Genomic DNA, 21,034 nt, shown 5'->3' on the forward strand with positions numbered 1-21,034 from the left:
GTTGGTTTAATAACGATATTATACCACATTAACGCGGTGCCGTGTTAAAACTAATAGACAAAAGAAAACTGCCGAGAGGTTTCTCGACAGTCTGACCCTTGAGAAATCAAGGGTTTTTTCTTTTCCTTTTCTATATAATAATCGTTATGATCGGATACTTGGGGAGAGAGAAACATGCGAATCGGATTTCGAACATTAAAGACGGCCGTCGGGGTCAGCCTGGCGATCGCGATCGCTTACGCTTTGCAGTTAGAATTTTACACTTCCGCGGGGATCTTGACGTTGTTATGTATTCAGAAGACGCGGAGGGAGTCTCTCGCGGCCGTCTTGGAGCGGCTCTACGCTTGCTTGATCGGGATGGCGCTGGCCGGCGCGTCGTTCTGGGCGATCGGATTTCAGCCTTGGACGATACTGCCATTGTTTCTCGTCTTTATCCCGATCACCGTTCGTCTTCGCGTCCAAGGCGGCATCGCCAGCAGCTCCGTCATTATGATGCATCTATACGTGCATGGCTCGATCGACGCCGCTCTCTTGCTGAATGAGCTCGCGATTATCGCGATCGGGCTCGGCGTGGCGCTCGTCGTCAACGTGTATATGCCAGGGATCGATAAGCAGGTTCAACGGTATAAGGAGGACATCGATCGGCTGATGGCGGTCGTCCTCGAGGAATACGCCAAATATATGAAAGACGGGTACGGTCTGTGGGACGGGAAGGAAATGCTCGAGTTGTCCGACGTGCTGAGCAAAGCCAGAAACCTTGCGATTCTTGAAGTGGAAAATAACTTAACGCGCCGAAGCAATCCGTTCTACCATTACTTCGATCGGAAGCAGCAGCAATTTCAAATCTTGGAACGCATGCTGCCGATGGTGTCGCGCATGGACATTCGGCTGGAGCAGGGCATTCGGTTAGGGGAGTTCATCGAGAGCATCTCCGCCAGCCTGCGTCATCCCGCGCCGGACGACTTCGTTCGCCACGCGGACAAGCTTCGTTCGATTCGGGAGCTGCACAAGGGGCTGCCGATGCCGGAGACGCGGACGGAGTTCGAAAACCGCGCCATCCTCTACGGTCTCGCGAACGAATTGGAGAGCTTTATTCGAAAAGGGTAAAGCGCCGAACGCAAAGGTCGGCGCTACGGTTTCGACGGTTTATTTTCTTTGTAAACGGGGAAGTCGATCTTAAAGACGATCGACGCGATGCGAATGGCGAACGTAACGGCAAGGCATAGATACATTGCGGCGGGACGCGGCATAAGCGGAGCGGTGAAATAATAGCCGGCGGCTCCGACGATGGAAGCGATCGCGTACACTTCCTTCCGGAAGACGAACGGGATTTCTTTCACGAATACGTCGCGAAGCACGCCGCCCCCGATGCCGGTGATGAGGCCCATCGAGATGACGATGAACGGCTCGTCGAAGCCGTGCCGGATGGCGGAGCTGGCGCCGACCGCCGTAAATACGCCGAGTCCGATCGCGTCGGAGACGAGAATGAACTTCTGCAGCCGATTGATGCGGTGATAGAACAGCCAGGTAAGCAGCCCGGCTCCCGTACTGACGAGAAAATAAACGGGATCCAGAAACCCTACGGGCGGCAAATTGCCGAGCATTACGTCCCGCACGAGCCCTCCTCCCAGAGCGGTCGCTCCGCCGAGAAACAACACTCCGAACAAATCGAGCTCTTTCTTTATGCCGATGAGCGCTCCCGACACTCCCGCCGCGAATACGCCCAAATATAAAAACATCTCGATAAGGAACAATGCCGTTCTACACCTTTCATGAACTCGCTTAAAGCTACAAGCTATTATAGGAATCTTTCCGCAACATGTCCAACCCTTTCCGCATAGCTATTACGGTAAGCCCGATCCGCGAATCCGAATCGAAGGTCGAAAGGGACGGTGTTGACGATGGCGGCGCCCATGCGGTTTCCGATCCCGGTGCAGACGGGGTCCTATATTGTTCCGAGCATCGAAGCGTACTACCCGATCGTATACGGCTTGCCGAGCCAGGCGGCGCAAGAGCGAATGAACGCCGCGATTCGCGCGCAAGCCGGGGCGATGATCGAGGAGCAGCGCACGAGCCAAGCGGCGGCGGGCGGGGGCGTTACGACGATGACGGGCTTATACGAAATCAAGTCGAACGAGCGGGGCGTGCTCAGCCTGACGCAAAGCAATTATGCGTATACGCCTCCGGCCGCGCACGGCATGACGCTGCTTCGTTCGCTCACCTTCGACGCCGCGACCGGCAAGTCGTACGCGCTCTCCGAGTTGTTCCGGAACGGGACTCCCTACAGGGCAGTCATCGACGCCGACGTCCGAAGACAGATCGAAGAGCGCGACGTGCCGCTGCTCGCGGACTTTGACGGCATCGACGCCGACCAGCCGTATTATATCGCGGACAAGGCGCTCGTCGTGTACTATCAGCTATACGAATTGGCGCCGTACGTATACGGCTTTCCGATGTTTCCGGTATCGGCGTACGCCTTGCAGGAGTACGTCGTCGAGGCGGGGCCGCTCGGCAGGATGCTGGCCGGCGTATAGAAAGCGAATGCACCTAGGCGGACCTGGACGAATATACTGTCCCGGGTGGTGATGCTTGATGACGCAGGAACATTACGGGTATCGCGCGGGCGACATCTTAACCGCATGCGATAACGAGCTGAACGTGCCGACCGGATACCTCGGGCACGCCGCGATCGTCGTAGACGACGAGCATATTATCGAAGCGGTCATAACGTACCCGTACGTCCAGGTCGCGCGCGTCGAACAATTCTTGCGCGTGCATCCGAAGCATGCGCATTATCGACCGATCGCGCCGGAGCTCGGCCGGTCGGCGGCGAAATACGCGATCTGGTACTATCAGCAAAGCAATCATAATAAAGCGATGGGCGTCGTTATTCCGCCGTTCTCGTTTTCCGACCGCATTCCGCTGCAGGATCCTTGGTCGTCGATCTACTGTTCGAAGCTGGTGTGGTTGAGTTATTATTACGGGGCAGGGTATCCGTTTTACAATGATTTTTATTTATTTACGCCGGAGGACCTGGACGCCGTGCTGTCGACGGATCCGAATTTCCGTCTGATGCACAAACATCCCGAGTTTTTGTTTCTCGTCAATACGTAATCCGGGCAGGCGGGACGTTCACCTATTTTCCGAAGGCTGGGCGAATCACCACTCCACCGATGTACCCCCGACATATGATGGGATTGTGCTGATGCACGAAACCACAAACATGAAGGAGCTGTTCGACTATGACGGGTTTGGGTAACTTCGGTGCGAACATGGGAGTGCATGCCGGCGTAAACGCGAATGCGCACTTGAACGCTCACGCGGGCTTCGGTCACGGAATGGGCGGTTACGGTATGGGTTACGGCTACGGCGGCTATTCCAGCGCGGGCGCGATCTTGGTTCTCTTCATCCTGCTCGTGATTATCTCCCGCACGATCTACGCGTAAGACGTGCGCGCGAGGCGGGAACGGCGGCGCGGCGCGCCGTTCCGGACGGCAACCTTCGAACGGTGGACATCGGCTTGGAACCGTCCAGGGTTGCATTGCCCCTAGAAGCTCATCGATGCTTCCGGGGGCAATGGCCCCATGCTCGGTCGGCGGCGGCTACATAGGACGAATAAGGCTCGAGGCGCTCCGCGTCCCGAGTTTTTTTGTATAATAAGGGTGTGGAAAAAGGAGGAGACGCGGGTGCTGAGCTTGGAACAAAAGAAGTTAATCCTCGACGTGCTTCGCAAGGAACGGAGAAGCCTCTTCTCGAAGCATAAGGGAAAGCTGCTCGAGAAGACGATCGAAGACCTCGGTCAGATGGTACGCAACGAGGAAGTGAACGCGAAGGACCGTCCGAGAATGTGACGGCTTCGCCGGGCAATTAGGCTTGGTCCGGGACTAACGTCGGATGACGCCGCCCACCTCCCGCGCATAGGATGAAGGGAACGACTTACGATTTCGTTCGGCAAGGGAAGGGAGGTGTCGAGGTTGGCGGTTCCGATTCTGATTATCGATCCGGGCCACGGCGGCAACGACCCTGGCGGCGGTTCGAACTCGCTGTGGCTGGAGAAACATCTCGTGCTCCAGATTTCGTTATACCAAGCGGAGCGGTTCGGCGAGCTCGGCGTGCCGGTAACGCTCACGCGGCGGACGGATACGACGCTGGCGGCGTCCGACCGCGCCGAGATCGTGCGCGAGAGCGGCGCGCGGTACTGCATCTCGAACCACATCAATGCGGGCGGCGGAGACGGCGTCGAAGCGATCCATTCGATTCATTCGGACGGAGCGCTCGCGAGGCGCATCGTCGACGCGATCTCGACGCGGGGCCAGAACGTCCGCCGGGTGTTTACTCGAACGCTGCCCGGCGATCGCACCCGAGACTATTATTTCATGCATCGGGAGACGGGCGGGGTGCAGACGGTCATCGTCGAATACGGCTTCGCCGACTCGCCGGGGGACGATATTACGCAGCTACAGACGCAGTGGAAGTCGTACGCGGAGGCGGTCGTCATGGCGTTCTGCCGGCATATCGGCCATCCATACGCGCCGCCGCGCGCGGTATCCAGCGGTTCGACGGGCGGCGCTTCCGGTCGGCAGCCGGAGGTGCAAGCGGCGATCGGCGTCGTCGTGAACGGCGCGGCGAGGGGATCCGGTTATTTGATCGATAATGTGTCGTACGTGCCCGCGCGCTTGCTGACCGAGCTATTCGGAGCGACGGTCGGGTGGGACGGGAGCAACGTAACGATTCGCACGGACAACGACGAATAAATCGTTGCCTGAACGGCGGGGACTTTCCCCGCCGCTTTTTTTTGTAATGACTTTCTCGGTTTCGGAAGAGGCTATAAGGGAACGCAAGAGTGGCTAGGGGGACGGAGAACCGATGGAACGGCGCAACGCAACGAAACTGCATGTCGCGATCGACGCGCTTCCGGATTCGGAGGGCTATGTCCGCGAGATGTTGTCTTACCTGCAATACGCCCGCCGTATCGCGGGATTTACGATTCATTCGGAGTCGCCCGCGCCGCGCGGCGGATCGTCGACTCCCTCGAAGTCGTTCGACAGGCTCGTTCGGTGGAAGATCAATCAACAGCTCGTCCGCGTGAAGGCGGTCTCCTTGCGGGGCGAAGCGCTCGACATGGCCTGCAAGATTCTAAACTACGATCTCGACGACGGGACGGTCAGCCTCTACGATGTCGACCGCAAGCAAGTCGAGCTCCTCTCCCTCGGCCAGATCGAAGACATGAGACCGGCGCAAGGGTAGACGGCGGGCGATGGTGGAATCTGGCGGTCCGAGAGCCGCATAAGGGGAGCGCGGCCGTCGGATAATAGAGTTACCACAGCAGGGGAGGTGACAACCATGGGTACAGGTTCTAACAGCTCTAACGATTTGGTTGTACCGCAAGCGTCTCAGGCATTGGAGCAATTGAAGTTCGAAGTGGCCCAAGAACTCGGAATTCAGATTCCACAAGACGGTTACTATGGGCATATGGCGACTCGCGACACCGGTGCGATCGGTGGTCACATTACGCGTCGTCTCGTTCAAATCGCTGAACAATCGCTGGCGCGCCGTTAAGGAAGAGTTCGGTCAGCCGGAGAAAAACCCTTGCCGAGGCAAGGGTTTTTCTCTGCGCTCCGAGCGCTCGCGAGGAGCGACGCTATGCCGAAAATTGGTAATTCCGTCGTGCATAGCGACGCGTCTCTCGATACAAAATAGAGTTACTACAGCAGAGGAGGTGACACCATGGGTACAGGTTCTAAAAGCTCGAACACATTGGTAGTGCCGCAAGCATCGCAGGCGCTCGACCAACTGAAGTACGAAGTAGCGCAGGAACTCGGCATTCAGATTCCGCAAGACGGCTATTACGGTTATATGGCGACTCGCGACACCGGTGCAATCGGTGGTCACATTACACGCCGCCTAGTTCAAATCGCGGAGCAAACGTTGGCCGGCCGATAAACCGAATGGATTTCCTCCTAGACGAAAGAGCCCGGGTTCTTGCCCGGGCTTTTTTGTGCGGCGTTCGATAAAAAAAGGTTGCGAGTTCCTCCCTAACGAGTACAATGGATACAGTTGCCAGTACAAGCAAGCATCCGTCAGAGGGGGAACGATTGACTACGTGAATGCGATCGAGAAGCGAATTGATGAACTGCACCGGTTTCGTCCGGTAACCGAGCCTCCGGAAGGTCACGCCGAATTCTGGGAACGGACGACGAAGGAAGCGATAGGAAGCGCTTTCGAACACGAACGGGTCGAGATCGAAACGCCGATGCCCGGCATGAAGGCGTACGACGTCGCGTTCGAAGGTTTTTCGGGTACGACGATCCGCGGACTGTACATGGTCCCGGCGTTTATCGAGGGGCCTTACCCCTGCATTTTGACGTTTCCAGGTTATACGGGCGGCAAGGGGTTGCCGGAAGCGTATGCCCGTTGGATTCTAATGGGGGTCGCCGTATTCGCGGTCGATGTCCGGGGACAAGGCGGAGAGACGGGAAACACGTTGGATTCCGAATTCGGTATGGTCCGCGGCTGGATCACGCAAAACATAACGGATCCGGAGCGCTGCTATTATAAAGCCGTTACGGTAGATTGCCTTCGGGCCGCGCAGTGGATGTCGGAGCAACCGGAACTGGATCCGAAGCGACTGGGGGTCGTCGGCGGCAGCCAGGGAGGCGGCTTGGCGCTGCTCGTTTCCGCGCTGCACGAGAGAATCGGTTTGACGGTGGCGGACATTCCGAACATGTGCCATATGGACCATGGCGTCTTGCATTCGACGGGGTCCTTGACCGAGGTCGCCGACTTCGGCCGCCGTTATCCGGAGCTGCTGCCGCAAGCGCTTCGCACGCTCGGCTATTTCGATTTGCTGCATCTGGGCCATCGGATCACCCGCCCGCTGCTGATGTCGGTCGGACTGAAGGATACGGTTTGCCTGCCGGAGCAGGTGTTTCCGATGTACCATGCGGCGGCGTCCGAAGACAAGGCGCTCGAAATTTTCCCGTTCACGGGCCATGCCGTAGAAGCCGCGCAGACGCGAAGAGGGATGGAGTTCGTAAGGGACCGTTGGTTCCGATAATAGGTTTCCATTAACACGATTCAAGGGGGAGACTCGCATGGTCAACAATGCTAAGGGGTATCGCGTATGGTACATTCCGGATGGGTACATCCCGCCGATCAGCACCGGATCGCTCGTCAGTCACGAATCGATCTGCGTCTTGAACGCGAACGAGGAAGCCGCGAATTTGAGCGTGACGATTTATTTCGAGGACCGCGATCCGATCGAGGAGGTGCCCGTACGCGTCGAAGGCCGAAGAACGGCGCACGTGCGCACGAGCACGCTCGAGAAGGACGGGGAGTCGATCCCTGTCGGCGTTCCGTACGCGATGGAAGTGCGGAGCGACGCGCCGATCATCGTGCAGTACAGCCGAATGGACGCGACGCAGCCGGCCAATACGTTGGCGACGACGATGGGCTTCCCCGTGGCGTAATCGAAAATCGAATCTATGATTGTACCGCGAAAGAAGGGCTGCCCTTGAGGGCAACCCTTCTTTCGCTTTCGATTACCGATTCAATTCCCACCAGACGAGGTACTCGTACGGACTCTGAGTCGTCCACGTAGACGTCGTAATGTCGTAGATGCCGAAGTGCAAGTGCGGCAGGAACAAGCCCTTCGTGCCTTCCGGACCGTATCCGGTGCTGCCGACATATCCGATAAGCTGTCCTTGCTTGATCGCGCCGCCCTTAACGAACGTCTGGCTGTATTTCGATAGGTGGGCGTAGTAGAACGCGGTCGCGCTATCTGCCTTAACGGTTAAACGGTAGCCTCCGTATGTGTTCCAGCCGACGTTGAGAATCGTGCCGTCCGCCGCCGCGTACACCGGCGTTCCTTCCGGCGCGAAGATGTCTACGCCCTCGTGCGTGCGAACGGCGCCGCCGTCCGGCGTCCAAGTTCGCGCGTCCGCATAATTGTTCGTGAACGGCGTATACGTACCCTTGGCGAGCGGGAACAAGCCCGTCTTAAATTTCGAAGGAGCGGTCGGGACAGTAATGCGGAGGCCCGGCCAAATCGCGTTCGGATTCGCGAGCTGCGGGTTCGCGTTGATCAGCGCCTTGAGCGGAATGCCTGCGCGGGTCGCGATGCCGTACATCGTATCGCCCGCTTTGACGACGTAGTTGCCTTGGTCGGGAACGGTCAGCCGTTGGCCGATCATGAGCGACGTCGTGGAGAGGCCGTTCAAGGTCATCAGCTCGCTCACCGTCATCCGGTTGGCGGTGGCGATCCCCCATAGCGTATCTCCCGCTTTCACCGTATAGACGGCTGCGGAAGCGACGGAGGCGAATGCGGAAGCCGTGACGAGCAGCGCCGCGAGCGCGAGCGCGATTTTCTTCATGCGTGGAAGCAACCCCTTCTCGTTGGTGTCTATCGATAGAATAATAGAATTCGATGTCGGGATGTAGTTGTAAATGTTGGTCGGATCGAGGACAATAGGGGTTACTTGTCGATAAAGGAGGGATTCGAATGAAGCGATTCAGCGAGATGTCGCCGGGCGAGCTGGCCGCGGAAATCGAACGGTTGCGGTCGGAACTCGAGCGAAGCGCATCCGAAGGCGAGAAGGGCGTGCTGCGACAGCGATGGCTGCTCGCGAGGTCGTACGCGGTAAGGGATGCTTCGTTCCCGCCGGGGCGCTATCGCGTCGAAGATACGGGAGTCCCGTTCACGCTCTTGTACGTGAACGGCGTCATGGGCTGGGGGACGACGGAGGACGGTCAAGAAGCGGCGTTCCCCTTGGCGGTGCTCCGACGCGAGGAAGAGAATAACGCCGGCAGGTAACGAAAGTTACATCGCCGACGCATCTTCGAGCCGCTGTTTGGCGCGGTGTTTAATTTGCGTCCGTAAAATATAACCGCGCAGCGCGTTGAGATGATCCGGCTCGATTTCTAGAAAGCGCGCGCCGATGTAAGTGGATCCGTCTTCGGTCGTCTGCTTGCGGGAAATTTCGATCTTGCAGGGGACGCCGCCGTTAATGTCGAGTTCGACGTCGGCGACCATCATCGCCCGCGTTCCGGGATCGACGCCCAGCGTAAAGCCGATGCCGCCGAGGCTGACGTTGCGGACGTCGATCGCCGTAGGCGTGCCGAGCTTGTCCTCGCCCCCGTTCGACCATCGAAGGGAACGCATACGTCCGGAATCGCTCACTTCGATCCGAGGGAATTGCCGACGCGTCGATAACCTTTGATTTTCCGGAGGATTCAGCACCATCATCATGCCATGATCCTTCGCGATGACGGAGGACGGCAAGATGAGAAACCCGTTATTGGAATAAACCGTCAGCTTGACCGGGTCGCCCGGCTTGTACATTTTCGATTGAGGCATTTCGATTTCAAGAATATCTCCTTCGATATAGGAGACCATGCCGGTCGAGATATAATCGTCTTTCTCGACGGACACGCGCGACCCGACGGTGATCGCGTTCTTCTGATGGTGCAAAATCTCGGTTACCCGCATGAACGACATGGATGCAGCCTCCTAGGTGTGACATGGATCGGTCCATCGTGGAACAAAAGAAAACGCCCGCCGAAGGCGGACGATCCGGAACGATTCGTACGCTCCTATTCGGCAACCCGGCCGCCGTAGCTTTCGCCTTAGGCCCGTGGCTTTGCGTCTCCGACTTTCGTCGGGTTTGCCTTGTTCGATTGGAACATTTTATACTATTAGTTATTATTATATGGCTTAGTTCGAAAGTTGCAAGCGAAGAATGCGGTTTTTTCTAACAGATCCGAACGAAGGGGAACACGCGAAATGAAAATCACGAGAATCGAAACCGACGAGGCGCTGCAGCAGGCGTTCCTCATTCGATTGGAAGTATTCGTAGACGAACAGAAGGTGCCAAGGGACCTGGAGATGGACGAGTTCGACGCGTCGCCGCAGGCCGCCAAGCATGTGTTGTTGGAGGTTGACGGCGTCCCTGCGGCAACGGGCCGATTCATCGAATACAAACCCGATACGGCGAAGATGCAGCGGATCGCCGTGAGACTGCCGTACCGCGGGAAGGGCGTCGGGAGGGCGTTAATGCAAGCGCTGGAGACTTGGGCGAAAGGGGAAGGGTTCGCGTATTCGCTGCTGGACGCGCAATGCCAGGCGGAACCGTTCTACCGCTCCCTCGGGTACGAGACGGTATCTCCGGAGACGTTCCTCGACGCGGGCATTCCTCACGTGCGGATGAAGAAGGCATTGTAAATTGTTGTGGAAAACGCGGAAGACCGAGCTAGGGAGAGCTCAGTCTTCTTTACGTTAAAAGAGAGGTAAATTGTCGAGATTGTTGTCCGTTCGCCCGTCCGGGTTCGATCGAAGATGCTCTTCTTGATCCCGCCCTTTAAAGACGCTCACATTGAAAATTTCGTTGTTCCTCGCCATCGACTGAGCCGTTTTATAATCGACGACTTTGCCGGAGGAAAACTTGAGCTCGACGATATCGCCGTCCCCGTTTTTTCGAACCGCCACGACTTCCTCTTGCCGACGCATGCCTTGTCCGGATGTTTGCTGTTCCATCGTAATCGCCTCCCGCTTTAAGATTGGCCTTCGGGAAGGGCATTATTCAGAACATAAAAGACGAGACCGGGAGGCATGGGCTCCGGTCTCAGTAACGTATAAGCGATTATTCGAATTCGTATTCGGTCTGTTGTTCGATGAACCGCATGGCGCCCGTCTTGCCGACGTAGTCGTCGCGGTTATCCGCGTAATGCATTAACCAGATGCGTTCTTGAATCGCTTCCGGCAGCGTCAACAATTCGTCCAAGGTCGTATGGACGAGCCCCGGACCGGTTAACTGGCATTCGTGCAGGATGTGCTTGCATCGGCCGGCGTTCGTCAAGTCGGTCAATAGGGCGGGGTCGAACGTCATATCCGAACTGTAAAACACGATTTCGTTCAACAGCAGCGCGTAACTCGGCTTGTTCGGAATATGTAGAGTCCGGATCAGCTCCAGGACGAAGCCGTCGCTGATCTCGAACGGAACGCCTTCGTCGATCTCGACGACGTCGAAGTAGCAATCGAGCGAATCGCAGCCGGTGCTAAGATCCTCCAATGCCCCTTTAAGGCTTGTCTCCCATAACGCCTCTCGAATCGAGGAGGGGACGAAGAGAGGGATCTTCTTCTTATGTACGTACATTAAGGCGAAGGCAAGTTCTTCGATGCCGCCGATATGATCTCCGTGAATATGCGTGACGAGGACCCCGTCGATCTCTTGAACTCCGATTCCCGCGCGATAAAGCGCATACGGCGCCGTTACGCCGCAATCGACTAACAGGCGGTAACCGTTCGCGACAACGATCGCGTTATTGTTGAAATACTTCTTCGCGAACGCATTGCCGGTCCCGATCATCTGGATACGAATGCTCACTTGCCGACCTCCCTGCATGACCAACTGTAGCATAACCACTTTACCATGATTACGGAAAAAACGGAAGATTAGCGTCGTCAACTTTCGGAGGGTCGGAATACGATGTTAGGAGGAAGGGAGGGGCCGGAAATGGAAAAACCCGCGCCGGCGTGGGTACGGGTCATGGGATATGTAAGGATAGGAGCTTATGCGTTCGGCCGCTGGTACGGCAGATGTCTCGGATTTCTCGAGATGTCGCCTTTATTTGCCCGCCATCATTCGAACGATGACTTTATCGAGCCGCCGGCTGATCGCTAACACGTCCGGATGCCGAAAATCGTATTTGTATTTTTCGGCGGTCGTCTCCAGCATCTTCTTCAGCTTGGCGAATTCCTTTTCGATCGTGGCGTTCGACATATACCTCTTCCTTTACCTCTGCTGTAATTCAATGGTATCAATAATATCCCAAAATGGTCCGAAAAAGGAAACAATATGGGTACGTGAAATTTCGTTTACGAAGGCGGTAAAACATGCTATAATCTGCTTTTGATTTCCTTGCGCCCACTTCCAGTAATTTCCGGAAAAACTTTCGCGAACCGACACCGCAACTCTCTCTGCAATTAAGAGTATATAGGAGTGCACTGAACATATGGAGGGAATCGCATGAAAATCCGGAATATCGCGCTTGGCATTCTCGCCCTTACGCTGATCGGCGGAGCTACGGCCGGGGCCGACGAGGTGATGCAGACGTGGAAGGGGAAGAAGGTACGCGTCGTGGTCAACGAAGCGGAGCTCGACGGAGGCGGTATCCAAATCGACGGGAAGACGTACTTGCCGATTCGCGCCTTGTCGGACACCTTGCAAGCACTCATTAAAGCGGAATCGGATACGGTACATATTAATAAACCTAACGTTCACTTGCTGCTGTTCACGGGAGACAGGAACGCGATGAAGCCGTTCGGGAACGTCTACCAAGGCACCTACGACTTCTCTGTATTCGTCCAGGTCGATAACCTGCGAACGAAGGCGCATTCGATCAAGACGACCGTCGTCGATCCGCAAGGCCAGACCGTCGACGCGTTGGTTTACAAGATGACCGACGAGAACCGGGAGAACTTCTGGTACGCGACCTCTCCGTTCAAGATCGATTTCAAATCGACGGGTCAGTATAAGATCAAGTTTTATATCAAGCAGACGGAAGACAGCGAGTTCGAGCTTCTGAGCGAGAAGGCCATTCTCTCCATGAAGAAAGAATAAATCAACGCGCATAGGCAACAATCTTTAGAGAAGCTAGAAGCGGAAAGGGGTCGGCGCATGACGGATCAAGACCGCGCAGCGGCAGGAGAAGAAGAAGAGTCAGTATATGTCGTCACCGACGAGAACGGCGTAGAGCGCGAGCTGGTGCCGGTATACACGTTCGATTACGAGGAGAACGAATACGTCGTGTTGATCGATCGCAACGATGCGGAAGCGGACGGACTCATCCTTCGCATCGAACAAGACGGGGACGAGGTCGTGCTTGCGAACATCGAGGACGACGACGAGTGGAACGCCGTGTTGGATATTTATAACGAGCTGCTCGAGGAAGAAGAAGAGGAACAATAAAAAAACAGAGGCCGCGGCCTCTGTTTTTTTGTCTTATTTTCTAGGATTAAAATACATAATGCGGCCGTTGAACAAGTGGAGCTCCGTCTTCAGCGTCCTGGCCAAATATTTACAAAGCTCGTTGCCCTTCGACTTGTCGGCGTGCGTGCTTCCGTCCGGCAAGACGACTTGGATGTAGTGCCGCTCTCCGCCGTCGTCCGTCTTCTCGGTCCCGACGCCGAAGACGATGTACTTGTACGGCTCGTCCTTCGCCTTCAAGTAAAACCATACGCCTTCCCCTTCCGGCTTCTTCTCGATCGTATAAGGGAAAGCGGCCTCGTCGTAACTCCAATCGAGCTGCTGACCGGTCTTGGACGTCTGCTCCTTGTACCGGCCTAGATATTGCTCCAGCTCCTCCAGCGTGACGGACGGTACGGAAGAGCCCTCCGTGAAATAAAGGTATGCGCTCTGACTCATGAGACCCGTTACACCCACTTTGCGTCTGATGGTTCCATATTAGCAGGTTTATCCATACGTGACAACGATCCGGAAAAGGGACAGGCTTGCCTCGCCGCGGCGAATCCCTTATAGTGTTACCACAAGGATCTTATCCTTGGATGGATGCCGGGAGCTTTCGATTTTTAACCGAGAGGGAGGATGACAATGATGATGTTTGACCATATGTACGACGAGACCGAGAACGCGAAAGTCGACTTTTTCGGATACGCTTCGGAGCGGGCGCGTTATGATTTCGCCATCGTGTATACGAATCGTTTCTTCGGCAAGCCGTTGGTCGTGTGCATGCAGACAGGTCGTTCTTCGCTCCTCTGCGCGGACGATCTGGCGAACACGGAAAACTTGCAGCGCACGTTCGCCATCGCCGATGCGGAAGAAGCTCGCGAGCTGGCCGCGCTGTTGAAGCAGCGGGTGCCGCTGCTGGATTTTAAAGAGCAATATTGAGTTCCGCGATACGGTAAAAGAAAGCCGCGCCCCGAACGATTCGGGGCGCGGCTTTTGTTGTTTGCGGGAGCGGCCCTGCCTCGGATCATTCGTTGATCGCGCGCTCCTCGATGATGACCTTCACGTTTCGAATCGACTTGTCTTCGGGACCTTGCACCGGAAGGCCGATCTCGACGTGTTCGGTAATATAATCGATGTTTTCTTGCGAGATGACCTCGCCCGGCAGCAGGATCGGAATGCCCGGCGGATACACCATGATGAATTCGGCGATGATCCGTCCGTCCGCTTCGGCGAGCGGCACCGATTCGGTCTCGGCGTAGAACGCGTCCCGGGGGGACAGGGCGAGCGTAGGGGTTTTCGGATTTTTCACGATCAGGTTCTTCATCTCCGCGGCGCCGGACTGCTCCGCGGCGATGCCGTGGAGCGCGTCCAGCAGCTTCGCGACCGTATCCTCGTTGTCGCCCGGGGTAACGATGCACAAGATGTTGTACATGTCGCTCATTTCCACTTCGATGTTGTAACGTTCGCGAAGCCGCTTCTCCGCGTCGTAGCCCGTAATGCCGAGTCGGCGCACATGGATGGTCAGCTTCGTCGGATCGTAATCGAACGTCGCTTCGGCGCCCAAGATGTCGTTGCCGAAGCAATACAGTCCGGGGATGGCGTTGATGCGCTCCCTTGCGTGCCGGGCGAGGCCGATCGCGCGTTCCGCGAGAGCGCGGCCGTTCATCGCGAGGGTGCGGCGGGCCGCGTCCAAGGAAGCGAGCAGCAGGTAAGACGTCGACGTCGTCGTGAGCATCGACAGAATCGCCTGCACCCGCTTCGGGTTGACGCGGCCGCCCCGAATGTTCAGCACCGAGCTTTGCGTCAGCGAGCCGCCGAGCTTATGGACGCTCGTCGCCGCCATGTCGGCGCCGGCTTGCATCGCGGAGAGAGGCAGTTCCTCGTGGAAGTGGATGTGCACGCCGTGCGCCTCGTCTACGAGCACCGGGACGTCGTACGAGTGCGAGAGCTCGACGATCTCCTTCAGGTTCGCGCTGATGCCGAAATACGTCGGGTTAATGACGAGCACCGCCTTCGCGTCGGGATGTCTCTCGAGCGCGCGCCGCACGGAGCGGGTCGTGACGCCGTGGGCGATGCCGAGCTGCTCGTCCATGGCCGGCGACAAGAAGACCGGCCGGGCGCCGGCGAAAATAATCGCCGACATGACGGATTTATGCACGTTGCGAGGAACGATGATTTTCTCCCCCGGACCGCAGACGGACATGATCATCGTCTGGATGGCGCCGCTCGTGCCTTGCACGGAGAAGAACGTATGGTCGGCGCCGAACGCTTCCGCGGCCAGCCGCTGCGCCTCGAAGATGGCGCCGGAGGGCTGGTGCAGGTCGTCGAGCGGCGCGATGTTGATCAAGTCGATGGACAAGGCGTTGTCGCCGATGAACGAGCGAAACTGCGGGTCCATGCCGACACCTTTCTTATGTCCTGGGATGTGGAATTGCAGCGGGTCTTTCGCGGCGTGCGCAAGCAGCGCATCGAACAGCGGGGTGCGGGTTTGGTCCACGCGGGAGTCGCCCCTTTCGTGTTGGGTTTTTGCGAAAACGCAATAGAATTGAGTATAGCAAAAATGGCAGATGTTTCAATAACGATTTTTTCTCGCATATAGTGTTGCTTCCTCGGGCGAAAATAACCGGAAAAAGCGGCGGGACCCGCCGGAGGGGAGGAACGCGATGCTTAAGACTCGGCAACGGTCGTTCATCGGTCGTCTGTCGTCCGGGAACGCCTTCGTTTGGAAGCTGTTATTCATCATGTTTTCGATCGAATTCGTGAAGGGCGCGCTGCTCGTCTCGGTGTTGCCCGTGTACTTCTCTCGGGAGCTCGGCTTGTCCGCTTACGTGTTAGGCTGGGCTTTCTCGCTGCAATACGTCGGGGACAACGCGTTCCGCGCTCCGGTAGGGTGGATGATCGACCGCTTCGGGTACCGGCTGCCGATGTCGGCGGGGCTGTCGCTCGGCTTCGCGGGCGTCGCCGCGCTCGCGTGGCTGGACGGCGCCGGTTGGATGCTCGCCGGTTGCTTCCTCCTCGGCGCGGGCACGTCGCCGTTGTGGCCGTGCGTCGTTTCCGGCGCGACGGAAGCGTCGGGCGCGTCGGCGAGCGGCCGGGCCATGTCGGCGATTTACATCGCGTCGTTCGTCGGAACGGGCGCCGGTCCGATCGCGATCAACTATCTCGCGGCCGACGACGATATGCGCCTGCCGTTCCTCGCGTGCCTCGCCTTGTCGGCCGGGGCGCTCGCCGTCGGCTTCTTGCTTCCGGGACGGCCGTTCGCGACCGGCGCCGGCAAGCGAACGGCGCAGCCCGCCTCGATGGCGGCCGGCATGCTCGAGACGCTGCGGGGCGTTCGAGGCGGCGCGCTGCTATACCCGGCCATGTTCCTGCAGACGCTGGCGCTCGGGCTGCTGACGCCGGTCGTGACGTTGTACGCTCGCGAAGATATCGGGCTTCGCCCGGACGAGTTCAGCGTGCTGCTGCTGACCGGCGGAGGCGCGTCGCTGCTCTTGCTCCTTCTCGTCGGACGTCTCGCCGACAAATACGGCACGCGGGCGTTCCTGCTCGCCGGCATCCCGCTGACCGCGGCGTCGACGGCGGGCGTCGCGGCGGTCGCGAACCGGACTCAGCTGTTCCTCGCCGTCGTCGCTGTCGCGATCGGGTACGCGCTGCTCATCCCCGCGTGGAACGCGTTCGTGGCGGGCGCGATCCCGAAGGAACGGCGCGGCAGCGCCTGGGGCGCGTTCCTCGCGATCGAAGGGTCCGGCTTCGTCGTAGGACCGATTGTTTCCGGCTGGCTGTGGGAGAGTTGGAGTCATCGGGCGCCCTTCTACGCGAGCGGCGCCGCATTGGCGACGCTGTTCGTTCTTTATCTGTTCATTTCCTTCCGAAAATCGGATGTGTTACGATAGACATTGTCGGCTTGGAAGGCCGGCGGTTCACAACCAGATGGAGGAACGGGAATGGATAAACGAATAGGCGTCATTATGGTTATGTTGATTACGATTTTCTTAGGTTTCGGCATCATTATCCCGGTCTTGCCCGAGATGATCGTGGGCTCCGGGGCGGAGCGGTTTCATCTATACGTCATGCTGGCCGTTTATTCGGCCGCATCGTTCGTCTTATCGCCGATCTGGGGCGCGTTGTCCGACCGGATCGGACGCAGGCCCGTCTTAATGACGGGGGTGCTCGGCTTCAGCGCGAGCTTCCTGCTGTTCGGGTTGTCCGACGGCAACCTTGCGCTCATGTACGCGTCGCGCGTCCTCGGCGGCATCTTCTCGGGCGCGACGACGGCGTGCGCGGTCGCGTACGTCGCGGACATCGTGCCGGAGGAGCGCCGGACGCGCGCCATGGGCCTCGTCGGCATGTCGATCGGTCTCGGGTTCATCTTCGGGCCCGGCATCGGCGGCTTGCTCAGCGTCTTCGGCAACGAGGTGCCGTTCTTCGCGGCGGCGGGCCTCGCGTTCTGCAATTTTTTGTTCGCGCTCGCGATGCTGAGCGAGTCGCTGCCGCCGGAGCGCCGGCGCGTCAGGACGGCCGGGCCGAAGACGTCGCGGTGGACGGCGTTCCGCGGACCCATCGCTTATCTGTTCGTGCTCATGTTCGTGCTCACGTTCGCGCTCGCCGGGCTCGAGTCGACGCTTCAGTATTATCAGATCGAGCGGTTCGAGGCGACGCCGCAGGACATCGGCGTCATGTTCCTCGTGAGCGGCATTGTCGGCGCGCTCATACAAGGCGGCTTCATTCGCCGTTACGCGAAGCCGGGAACGGAGCCGACGCTCATTCGCTTCGGTCTGGTCATACAGGCATTGGGCTTCGTCCTGCTGCTGTTCTCCCGGGACGTCTGGACGGCGTCGCTGTTCATGAGCGTCTTCGCCGTCGGCAACTCGCTCCTTCGTCCGTGCGTCACGTCCCTGATTACGCAGACGACGCAAGCGGGGCAAGGCGTGACGGGGGGGCTCAGCTCCTCCATGGACAGCCTCGGCCGCATCGCCGGTCCGCTCGTCGCCGGCGGATTGTTCGAAGCGCAGTCGTCGCTGCCGTTCTTCGTCGGGGCGGCGGTGTCGCTCGCGGCGATGCTGCTGCTCGGACGGTTCGTCGGTCTGCAACGCCAAGGCGTCGTCGGCGCCGCGAAATAAAGAAGACGCCTCCGCGGAGGCGTCTTCTTTATTTCCGGAAGCGGCTAAAACGACATTCGGTACAACGGCATTAGCGTTTCATACGTGCCGAGAATTTTCTCGTACAATGCCGGCCCGTCCGATAGCAGCGGATCGTCGCGGTCGAAGCGGATGCCGACGAGCACCTCGGATTGCTTCGTGCCGGCCAGCTTCGCGGCCATCCGGCGGAACGCGTCGTCGGTCATCTCGCGATGCGGCGTCCCTTCGGGCTTCATATGGTCCATGGACCATACGTACGACGACGGTACAAGCTTCTTGATTTTCTTAAGATCGCGTTCGAGCGCCTGCGCGAAGACGGTCTTCTTGTCGCTCTCGTAGATGATGGCGAATTGGGCGAACGCGTGCGACGCGAACATGCCGAATTGGAAATGCGGCAGCATCTTGTAACCGCGCTTATTCGCCGCCCAGGCGACCCAGGTGTCGTTCGGCGCGTGCACCGTGCGCCGGGCGTGCTTCGCGACATGGGGGAACATCTCCTCGCCGGCGAGCGCGGACAAGTCGGGCGCCAGCGCCTCTCCGAGCGCGGTCAGCTTCGGACGCACGCGCGCGATCAGCGCCTCCATGCGCGGTTCGAGACCCGGAATCGTAAAGACGTCGAAGTCCGACGGAGCGAAGGCGACGGCTTCGCGCCGCAGGTCTTGTTGCGGAATAACGGTCAAGCGGTTCTCCTCCTCCTCGAAGTCATTCTCCATTTTACGAAAATTAGGCCCATAAACCAAGTTGCCAATTCATATGAATGAGTATAGTATAAAGGAAAGAGTGATTTTTCAGAATATTTAGTTATTAGTCATGATTTCCTTTGATACAGCTTGGGAGGGGATTGCCGTGAACAGAAGCTTTGAAGTGGAATACTGCAACTTGGACTTGCGATTCGATCGCCGGACAATCCACAACTTCATCAAGTCGTTGATTCAAGAAGGGTATTCGCTGTATTGGTCCGAGAACGAGTCGCACTTCATCGCGTCGATTCGAACCGGCCGCAGGCTCGTGAAGCTAAAGTTCCAGCGCGTCGGGGAGAGGTTTAAGCTAGTAGGCAATTATTCGTTCCGGGACGAGAAGCTCGTCGAGTTGATGGAGCGGATGATCGGGGCGACGCGCGGCCACGCCGTCGTGAAGCGGTTCCGCGACAGGCAGATCGTCATCGAAAACATTATGTTCGGGGAAATCATTCGGATGGTAGAAATTTCGGGAGTTGAGCATAAGGTCGTGTACCAGCGAGAATCGGTCGTGACGTTGGAGGATATCGCGAAGGCGTACCGCTCGACGCGAGCGGAGGAGCGCATTCCGGTCTTGAGGATGGAAATCGACTATGAATTGGCAACGCTTTCAGAGGCGCTTGCGTTAGGCCACCGCGCCGCGGCGGACGCCTGCCGTTCGAAGCTGGAGGAGCTGCGCCAGGAGATGCTGCTGCTGGAGGCATAACATCGAATCGCATAGCATGATGCGGCGCGGGCCGGGGGAGACCTCCGGTCCGCGCTTTGTTTCGCGCGCTTGCCGGCAGCGCCAAAGCACAGCGCTTGTCGCTGTGCACCGCTGCGGTGCACAACCACCGCTCCGACACGCAGCCACGCACAATCCTCTAGCCGATTGCACCGTCGTGCAGCGTATCCGCCTCGCCATGGTGCAATTATTACACCGCTGCGGTGCACAACCACCGCTCCGACACGCAGCCACGCACAATCCTCTAGCCGATTGCACCGTCGTGCAGCGTTTATTGCCTCGCCATGGTGCAATTATTGTACCGCTGCGGTGCACAACCACCGCTCCGACACGTCGCCACGCACAATCCTCAAACCGATTGCACCGTCGTGCAGCGTTTATTGCCTCGCCATGGTGCAATTATTGCACCGCTGCGGTGCACAACCACCGCTCCGACACGCCGCCACGCACAATCCTCTAGCCGATTGCACCGTCGTGCAGCGTATCCGCCTCGCCATGGTGCAATTATTGCACCGCTGCGGTGCACAACCACCGCTCCGACACGCCGCCACGCACAATCCTATAGCCGGTTGCACCGTCGTGCAGCGTTTATTGCCTCGCCATGGTGAAATTATTGCACCGCTGCGGTGCACATCCACCGCCCCGCCTCCGCATCCCTAGCCGATCGCAACGTCGTGCAGCGTATCCGCCTCGCCCCGCAGCTGCGGTTCTGCGGATACCTTTACACGCCCAATGACGATACGGCATCAAGGCGCGACGAACACCCCGAAATGGTAGGAGGCCGTATTCCGTTCGCCCCATTCGCCCCAAACGAGGAACCGATAATACCCGCCTCGCTTTGGCAGCATGAACCTCTCGGCATCGTGCATCGCGGCCGGCACCCACAGTCCGCCCGAACGGACAAGCACGCCGGAACGGTCCGGCGGGACGAGAAAGCGGATCCGAACGGCGGCGCCCGAGGCGGCTGCAGAGCTTTGCGCTTCGATCATCGGTTCGAGGGTGTCCGGCGGAAGCGGGCTCGAGCAGACGCTTTTCTCTTCGTCGACCGCCCAACAGTAGCCGCCGTCCAGCAGCGCGACGGCTTCGCCGTTCACCGTAATCGAGGGAACTATAGGTTCGTCCGGCAGGGGCTGCGTTGACCCCGCACAACCCGATAATAAGCAAATGATAACAAGCGCCTTGGCTCCGGAAATAACGAATCGCATCGTCGCAACCCTCCCGATCCTTCGACGCGACTTGTTGGGAAAATGTTCCTTCGAAATAACGTCGGATTCGATATTATTGGAACTGGACGAGCATTCGTGTAAAATAAGGAAGGTGCGAACAAGGGAGCTCGAATTATTTTCAAATACAAAGGATGATGATGAACAATGTCGAAACAGCAAATCGGCGTCGTCGGCCTCGCGGTCATGGGGAAGAACCTCGCCTTGAACATGGAGAGCAAAGGGTTCTCCGTAGCGGTCTATAACC

At 58.1% G+C, this 21,034-nt stretch carries 30 protein-coding genes and 1 riboswitch; of the genes, 20 read left to right on the top strand and 10 right to left on the bottom strand.

Annotated features, from left to right (window positions below; all coding sequences use genetic code 11):
* The first annotated feature begins 174 nt into the window (after positions 1 to 174).
* Positions 175 to 1,107, top strand: coding sequence for an aromatic acid exporter family protein (locus FE782_RS31465; RefSeq protein WP_138198301.1), 933 nt, complete (start codon positions 175 to 177; stop codon positions 1,105 to 1,107).
* 23 nt (positions 1,108 to 1,130) lie between these two features.
* Here FE782_RS31465 and FE782_RS31470 read toward each other — a convergent pair whose 3' ends face one another.
* Positions 1,131 to 1,754: a trimeric intracellular cation channel family protein gene (locus FE782_RS31470; protein WP_138198302.1), complete on the bottom strand. Its 624-nt coding sequence runs from the start codon at positions 1,752 to 1,754 to the stop codon at positions 1,131 to 1,133.
* A gap of 147 nt (positions 1,755 to 1,901) precedes the next feature.
* Here FE782_RS31470 and FE782_RS31475 point away from each other — a divergent pair, with 147 nt between their 5' ends.
* The 10 genes from FE782_RS31475 (at position 1,902) to FE782_RS31515 (ending at position 7,469) form a co-directional block, all read left to right on the top strand.
* Positions 1,902 to 2,534: a DUF3298 and DUF4163 domain-containing protein gene (locus tag FE782_RS31475; protein WP_138198303.1), complete on the top strand. Its 633-nt coding sequence runs from the start codon at positions 1,902 to 1,904 to the stop codon at positions 2,532 to 2,534.
* Between the two features lie 58 nt (positions 2,535 to 2,592).
* Positions 2,593 to 3,114: a C40 family peptidase gene (locus tag FE782_RS31480; RefSeq protein WP_138198304.1), complete on the top strand. Its 522-nt coding sequence runs from the start codon at positions 2,593 to 2,595 to the stop codon at positions 3,112 to 3,114.
* A gap of 224 nt (positions 3,115 to 3,338) precedes the next feature.
* On the top strand, positions 3,339 to 3,446 hold the full coding sequence (locus tag FE782_RS32700; protein ID WP_202914652.1) for a sporulation protein YjcZ: 108 nt from the start codon (positions 3,339 to 3,341) through the stop codon (positions 3,444 to 3,446).
* 240 nt (positions 3,447 to 3,686) lie between these two features.
* Positions 3,687 to 3,851, top strand: a complete 165-nt coding sequence (locus FE782_RS32705; protein ID WP_202914650.1) for a hypothetical protein — start codon at positions 3,687 to 3,689, stop codon at positions 3,849 to 3,851.
* A gap of 123 nt (positions 3,852 to 3,974) precedes the next feature.
* Positions 3,975 to 4,754, top strand: a complete 780-nt coding sequence (locus FE782_RS31490; protein ID WP_138198306.1) for an N-acetylmuramoyl-L-alanine amidase — start codon at positions 3,975 to 3,977, stop codon at positions 4,752 to 4,754.
* Between the two features lie 112 nt (positions 4,755 to 4,866).
* Positions 4,867 to 5,247: a hypothetical protein gene (locus tag FE782_RS31495; RefSeq protein ID WP_138198307.1), complete on the top strand. Its 381-nt coding sequence runs from the start codon at positions 4,867 to 4,869 to the stop codon at positions 5,245 to 5,247.
* A 96-nt stretch (positions 5,248 to 5,343) separates the two neighbouring features.
* Positions 5,344 to 5,559: an alpha/beta-type small acid-soluble spore protein gene (locus FE782_RS31500; protein ID WP_138198308.1), complete on the top strand. Its 216-nt coding sequence runs from the start codon at positions 5,344 to 5,346 to the stop codon at positions 5,557 to 5,559.
* Positions 5,560 to 5,727: 168 nt separating this feature from the next.
* On the top strand, positions 5,728 to 5,943 hold the full coding sequence (locus FE782_RS31505; protein WP_138198309.1) for an alpha/beta-type small acid-soluble spore protein: 216 nt from the start codon (positions 5,728 to 5,730) through the stop codon (positions 5,941 to 5,943).
* A gap of 160 nt (positions 5,944 to 6,103) precedes the next feature.
* Positions 6,104 to 7,057, top strand: coding sequence for an acetylxylan esterase (locus tag FE782_RS31510; RefSeq protein ID WP_138198310.1), 954 nt, complete (start codon positions 6,104 to 6,106; stop codon positions 7,055 to 7,057).
* Between the two features lie 37 nt (positions 7,058 to 7,094).
* Entirely contained in the window at positions 7,095 to 7,469 is a 375-nt protein-coding gene (locus FE782_RS31515; protein ID WP_138198311.1) for a sensory rhodopsin transducer, read from the top strand.
* A 72-nt stretch (positions 7,470 to 7,541) separates the two neighbouring features.
* Here the strand turns inward: FE782_RS31515 and FE782_RS31520 are convergent, their stop codons facing one another.
* A complete protein-coding gene (locus tag FE782_RS31520) occupies positions 7,542 to 8,372 on the bottom strand; it encodes a LysM peptidoglycan-binding domain-containing M23 family metallopeptidase (RefSeq protein ID WP_138198312.1) in 831 nt (276 codons plus the stop codon).
* A 128-nt stretch (positions 8,373 to 8,500) separates the two neighbouring features.
* Here FE782_RS31520 and FE782_RS31525 point away from each other — a divergent pair, with 128 nt between their 5' ends.
* Entirely contained in the window at positions 8,501 to 8,812 is a 312-nt protein-coding gene (locus tag FE782_RS31525) for a DUF1811 family protein (protein ID WP_138198313.1), read from the top strand.
* A 6-nt stretch (positions 8,813 to 8,818) separates the two neighbouring features.
* On the opposite strand, the gene FE782_RS31530 is transcribed toward FE782_RS31525, so the two are convergent.
* Positions 8,819 to 9,496, bottom strand: coding sequence for a PilZ domain-containing protein (locus tag FE782_RS31530; protein WP_138198314.1), 678 nt, complete (start codon positions 9,494 to 9,496; stop codon positions 8,819 to 8,821).
* Positions 9,497 to 9,594: 98 nt separating this feature from the next.
* A riboswitch (cyclic di-GMP riboswitch) is annotated at positions 9,595 to 9,677 on the bottom strand.
* 104 nt (positions 9,678 to 9,781) lie between these two features.
* Between FE782_RS31530 and FE782_RS31535 the strand changes: the two genes are divergently transcribed.
* Positions 9,782 to 10,219: a GNAT family N-acetyltransferase gene (locus tag FE782_RS31535; protein ID WP_138198315.1), complete on the top strand. Its 438-nt coding sequence runs from the start codon at positions 9,782 to 9,784 to the stop codon at positions 10,217 to 10,219.
* Between the two features lie 54 nt (positions 10,220 to 10,273).
* On the opposite strand, the gene FE782_RS31540 is transcribed toward FE782_RS31535, so the two are convergent.
* The 3 genes from FE782_RS31540 to FE782_RS31550 form a co-directional block, all read right to left on the bottom strand.
* A complete protein-coding gene (locus FE782_RS31540) occupies positions 10,274 to 10,531 on the bottom strand; it encodes a DUF3892 domain-containing protein (protein ID WP_138198316.1) in 258 nt (85 codons plus the stop codon).
* Between the two features lie 106 nt (positions 10,532 to 10,637).
* The gene (locus FE782_RS31545; protein WP_138198317.1) at positions 10,638 to 11,381 is read right to left on the bottom strand and encodes an MBL fold metallo-hydrolase; all 744 of its coding nucleotides are present in this window, start codon (positions 11,379 to 11,381) and stop codon (positions 10,638 to 10,640) included.
* A gap of 240 nt (positions 11,382 to 11,621) precedes the next feature.
* The gene (locus FE782_RS31550; protein ID WP_138198318.1) at positions 11,622 to 11,777 is read right to left on the bottom strand and encodes a Spo0E family sporulation regulatory protein-aspartic acid phosphatase; all 156 of its coding nucleotides are present in this window, start codon (positions 11,775 to 11,777) and stop codon (positions 11,622 to 11,624) included.
* Between the two features lie 246 nt (positions 11,778 to 12,023).
* On the opposite strand from FE782_RS31550, the gene FE782_RS31555 reads away from it, so the two are divergent.
* Positions 12,024 to 12,617 (top strand): stalk domain-containing protein, encoded by a 594-nt coding sequence (locus tag FE782_RS31555; RefSeq protein WP_138198319.1) that lies wholly within the window; start codon positions 12,024 to 12,026, stop codon positions 12,615 to 12,617.
* 57 nt (positions 12,618 to 12,674) lie between these two features.
* Complete coding sequence (locus tag FE782_RS31560) at positions 12,675 to 12,965, top strand: DUF1292 domain-containing protein (RefSeq protein ID WP_138198320.1); 291 nt, start codon at positions 12,675 to 12,677, stop codon at positions 12,963 to 12,965.
* Positions 12,966 to 12,998: 33 nt separating this feature from the next.
* On the opposite strand, the gene FE782_RS31565 is transcribed toward FE782_RS31560, so the two are convergent.
* The gene (locus tag FE782_RS31565) at positions 12,999 to 13,421 is read right to left on the bottom strand and encodes a DUF1885 family protein (protein WP_138198321.1); all 423 of its coding nucleotides are present in this window, start codon (positions 13,419 to 13,421) and stop codon (positions 12,999 to 13,001) included.
* A gap of 186 nt (positions 13,422 to 13,607) precedes the next feature.
* Between FE782_RS31565 and FE782_RS31570 the strand changes: the two genes are divergently transcribed.
* Positions 13,608 to 13,904: a DUF3055 domain-containing protein gene (locus tag FE782_RS31570; RefSeq protein WP_202914651.1), complete on the top strand. Its 297-nt coding sequence runs from the start codon at positions 13,608 to 13,610 to the stop codon at positions 13,902 to 13,904.
* 85 nt (positions 13,905 to 13,989) lie between these two features.
* On the opposite strand, the gene FE782_RS31575 is transcribed toward FE782_RS31570, so the two are convergent.
* Complete coding sequence (locus tag FE782_RS31575) at positions 13,990 to 15,462, bottom strand: aminotransferase class I/II-fold pyridoxal phosphate-dependent enzyme (protein WP_138198322.1); 1,473 nt, start codon at positions 15,460 to 15,462, stop codon at positions 13,990 to 13,992.
* A gap of 166 nt (positions 15,463 to 15,628) precedes the next feature.
* Between FE782_RS31575 and FE782_RS31580 the strand changes: the two genes are divergently transcribed.
* Together FE782_RS31580 and FE782_RS31585 are read left to right on the top strand one after the other, a co-directional pair.
* On the top strand, positions 15,629 to 16,858 hold the full coding sequence (locus FE782_RS31580) for an MFS transporter (RefSeq protein ID WP_138198323.1): 1,230 nt from the start codon (positions 15,629 to 15,631) through the stop codon (positions 16,856 to 16,858).
* A 51-nt stretch (positions 16,859 to 16,909) separates the two neighbouring features.
* Complete coding sequence (locus FE782_RS31585) at positions 16,910 to 18,085, top strand: MFS transporter (protein ID WP_138198325.1); 1,176 nt, start codon at positions 16,910 to 16,912, stop codon at positions 18,083 to 18,085.
* A 44-nt stretch (positions 18,086 to 18,129) separates the two neighbouring features.
* Here FE782_RS31585 and FE782_RS31590 read toward each other — a convergent pair whose 3' ends face one another.
* Positions 18,130 to 18,783: a DUF1054 domain-containing protein gene (locus FE782_RS31590; RefSeq protein WP_238392734.1), complete on the bottom strand. Its 654-nt coding sequence runs from the start codon at positions 18,781 to 18,783 to the stop codon at positions 18,130 to 18,132.
* 166 nt (positions 18,784 to 18,949) lie between these two features.
* Between FE782_RS31590 and FE782_RS31595 the strand changes: the two genes are divergently transcribed.
* Positions 18,950 to 19,546, top strand: a complete 597-nt coding sequence (locus tag FE782_RS31595; protein ID WP_138198328.1) for a YkzI domain-containing protein — start codon at positions 18,950 to 18,952, stop codon at positions 19,544 to 19,546.
* A gap of 764 nt (positions 19,547 to 20,310) precedes the next feature.
* Here the strand turns inward: FE782_RS31595 and FE782_RS31600 are convergent.
* Positions 20,311 to 20,769 (bottom strand): hypothetical protein, encoded by a 459-nt coding sequence (locus FE782_RS31600; protein WP_138198329.1) that lies wholly within the window; start codon positions 20,767 to 20,769, stop codon positions 20,311 to 20,313.
* 165 nt (positions 20,770 to 20,934) lie between these two features.
* On the opposite strand from FE782_RS31600, the gene FE782_RS31605 reads away from it, so the two are divergent.
* A partial coding sequence (locus FE782_RS31605) for an NAD(P)-binding domain-containing protein (protein ID WP_138198331.1) occupies positions 20,935 to 21,034 on the top strand: 100 nt, incomplete at its 3' end.

It is taken from the genome of Paenibacillus antri (assembly GCF_005765165.1).
GTDB classification, from domain to species: Bacteria; Bacillota; Bacilli; order Paenibacillales; family YIM-B00363; genus Paenibacillus_AE; species Paenibacillus_AE antri.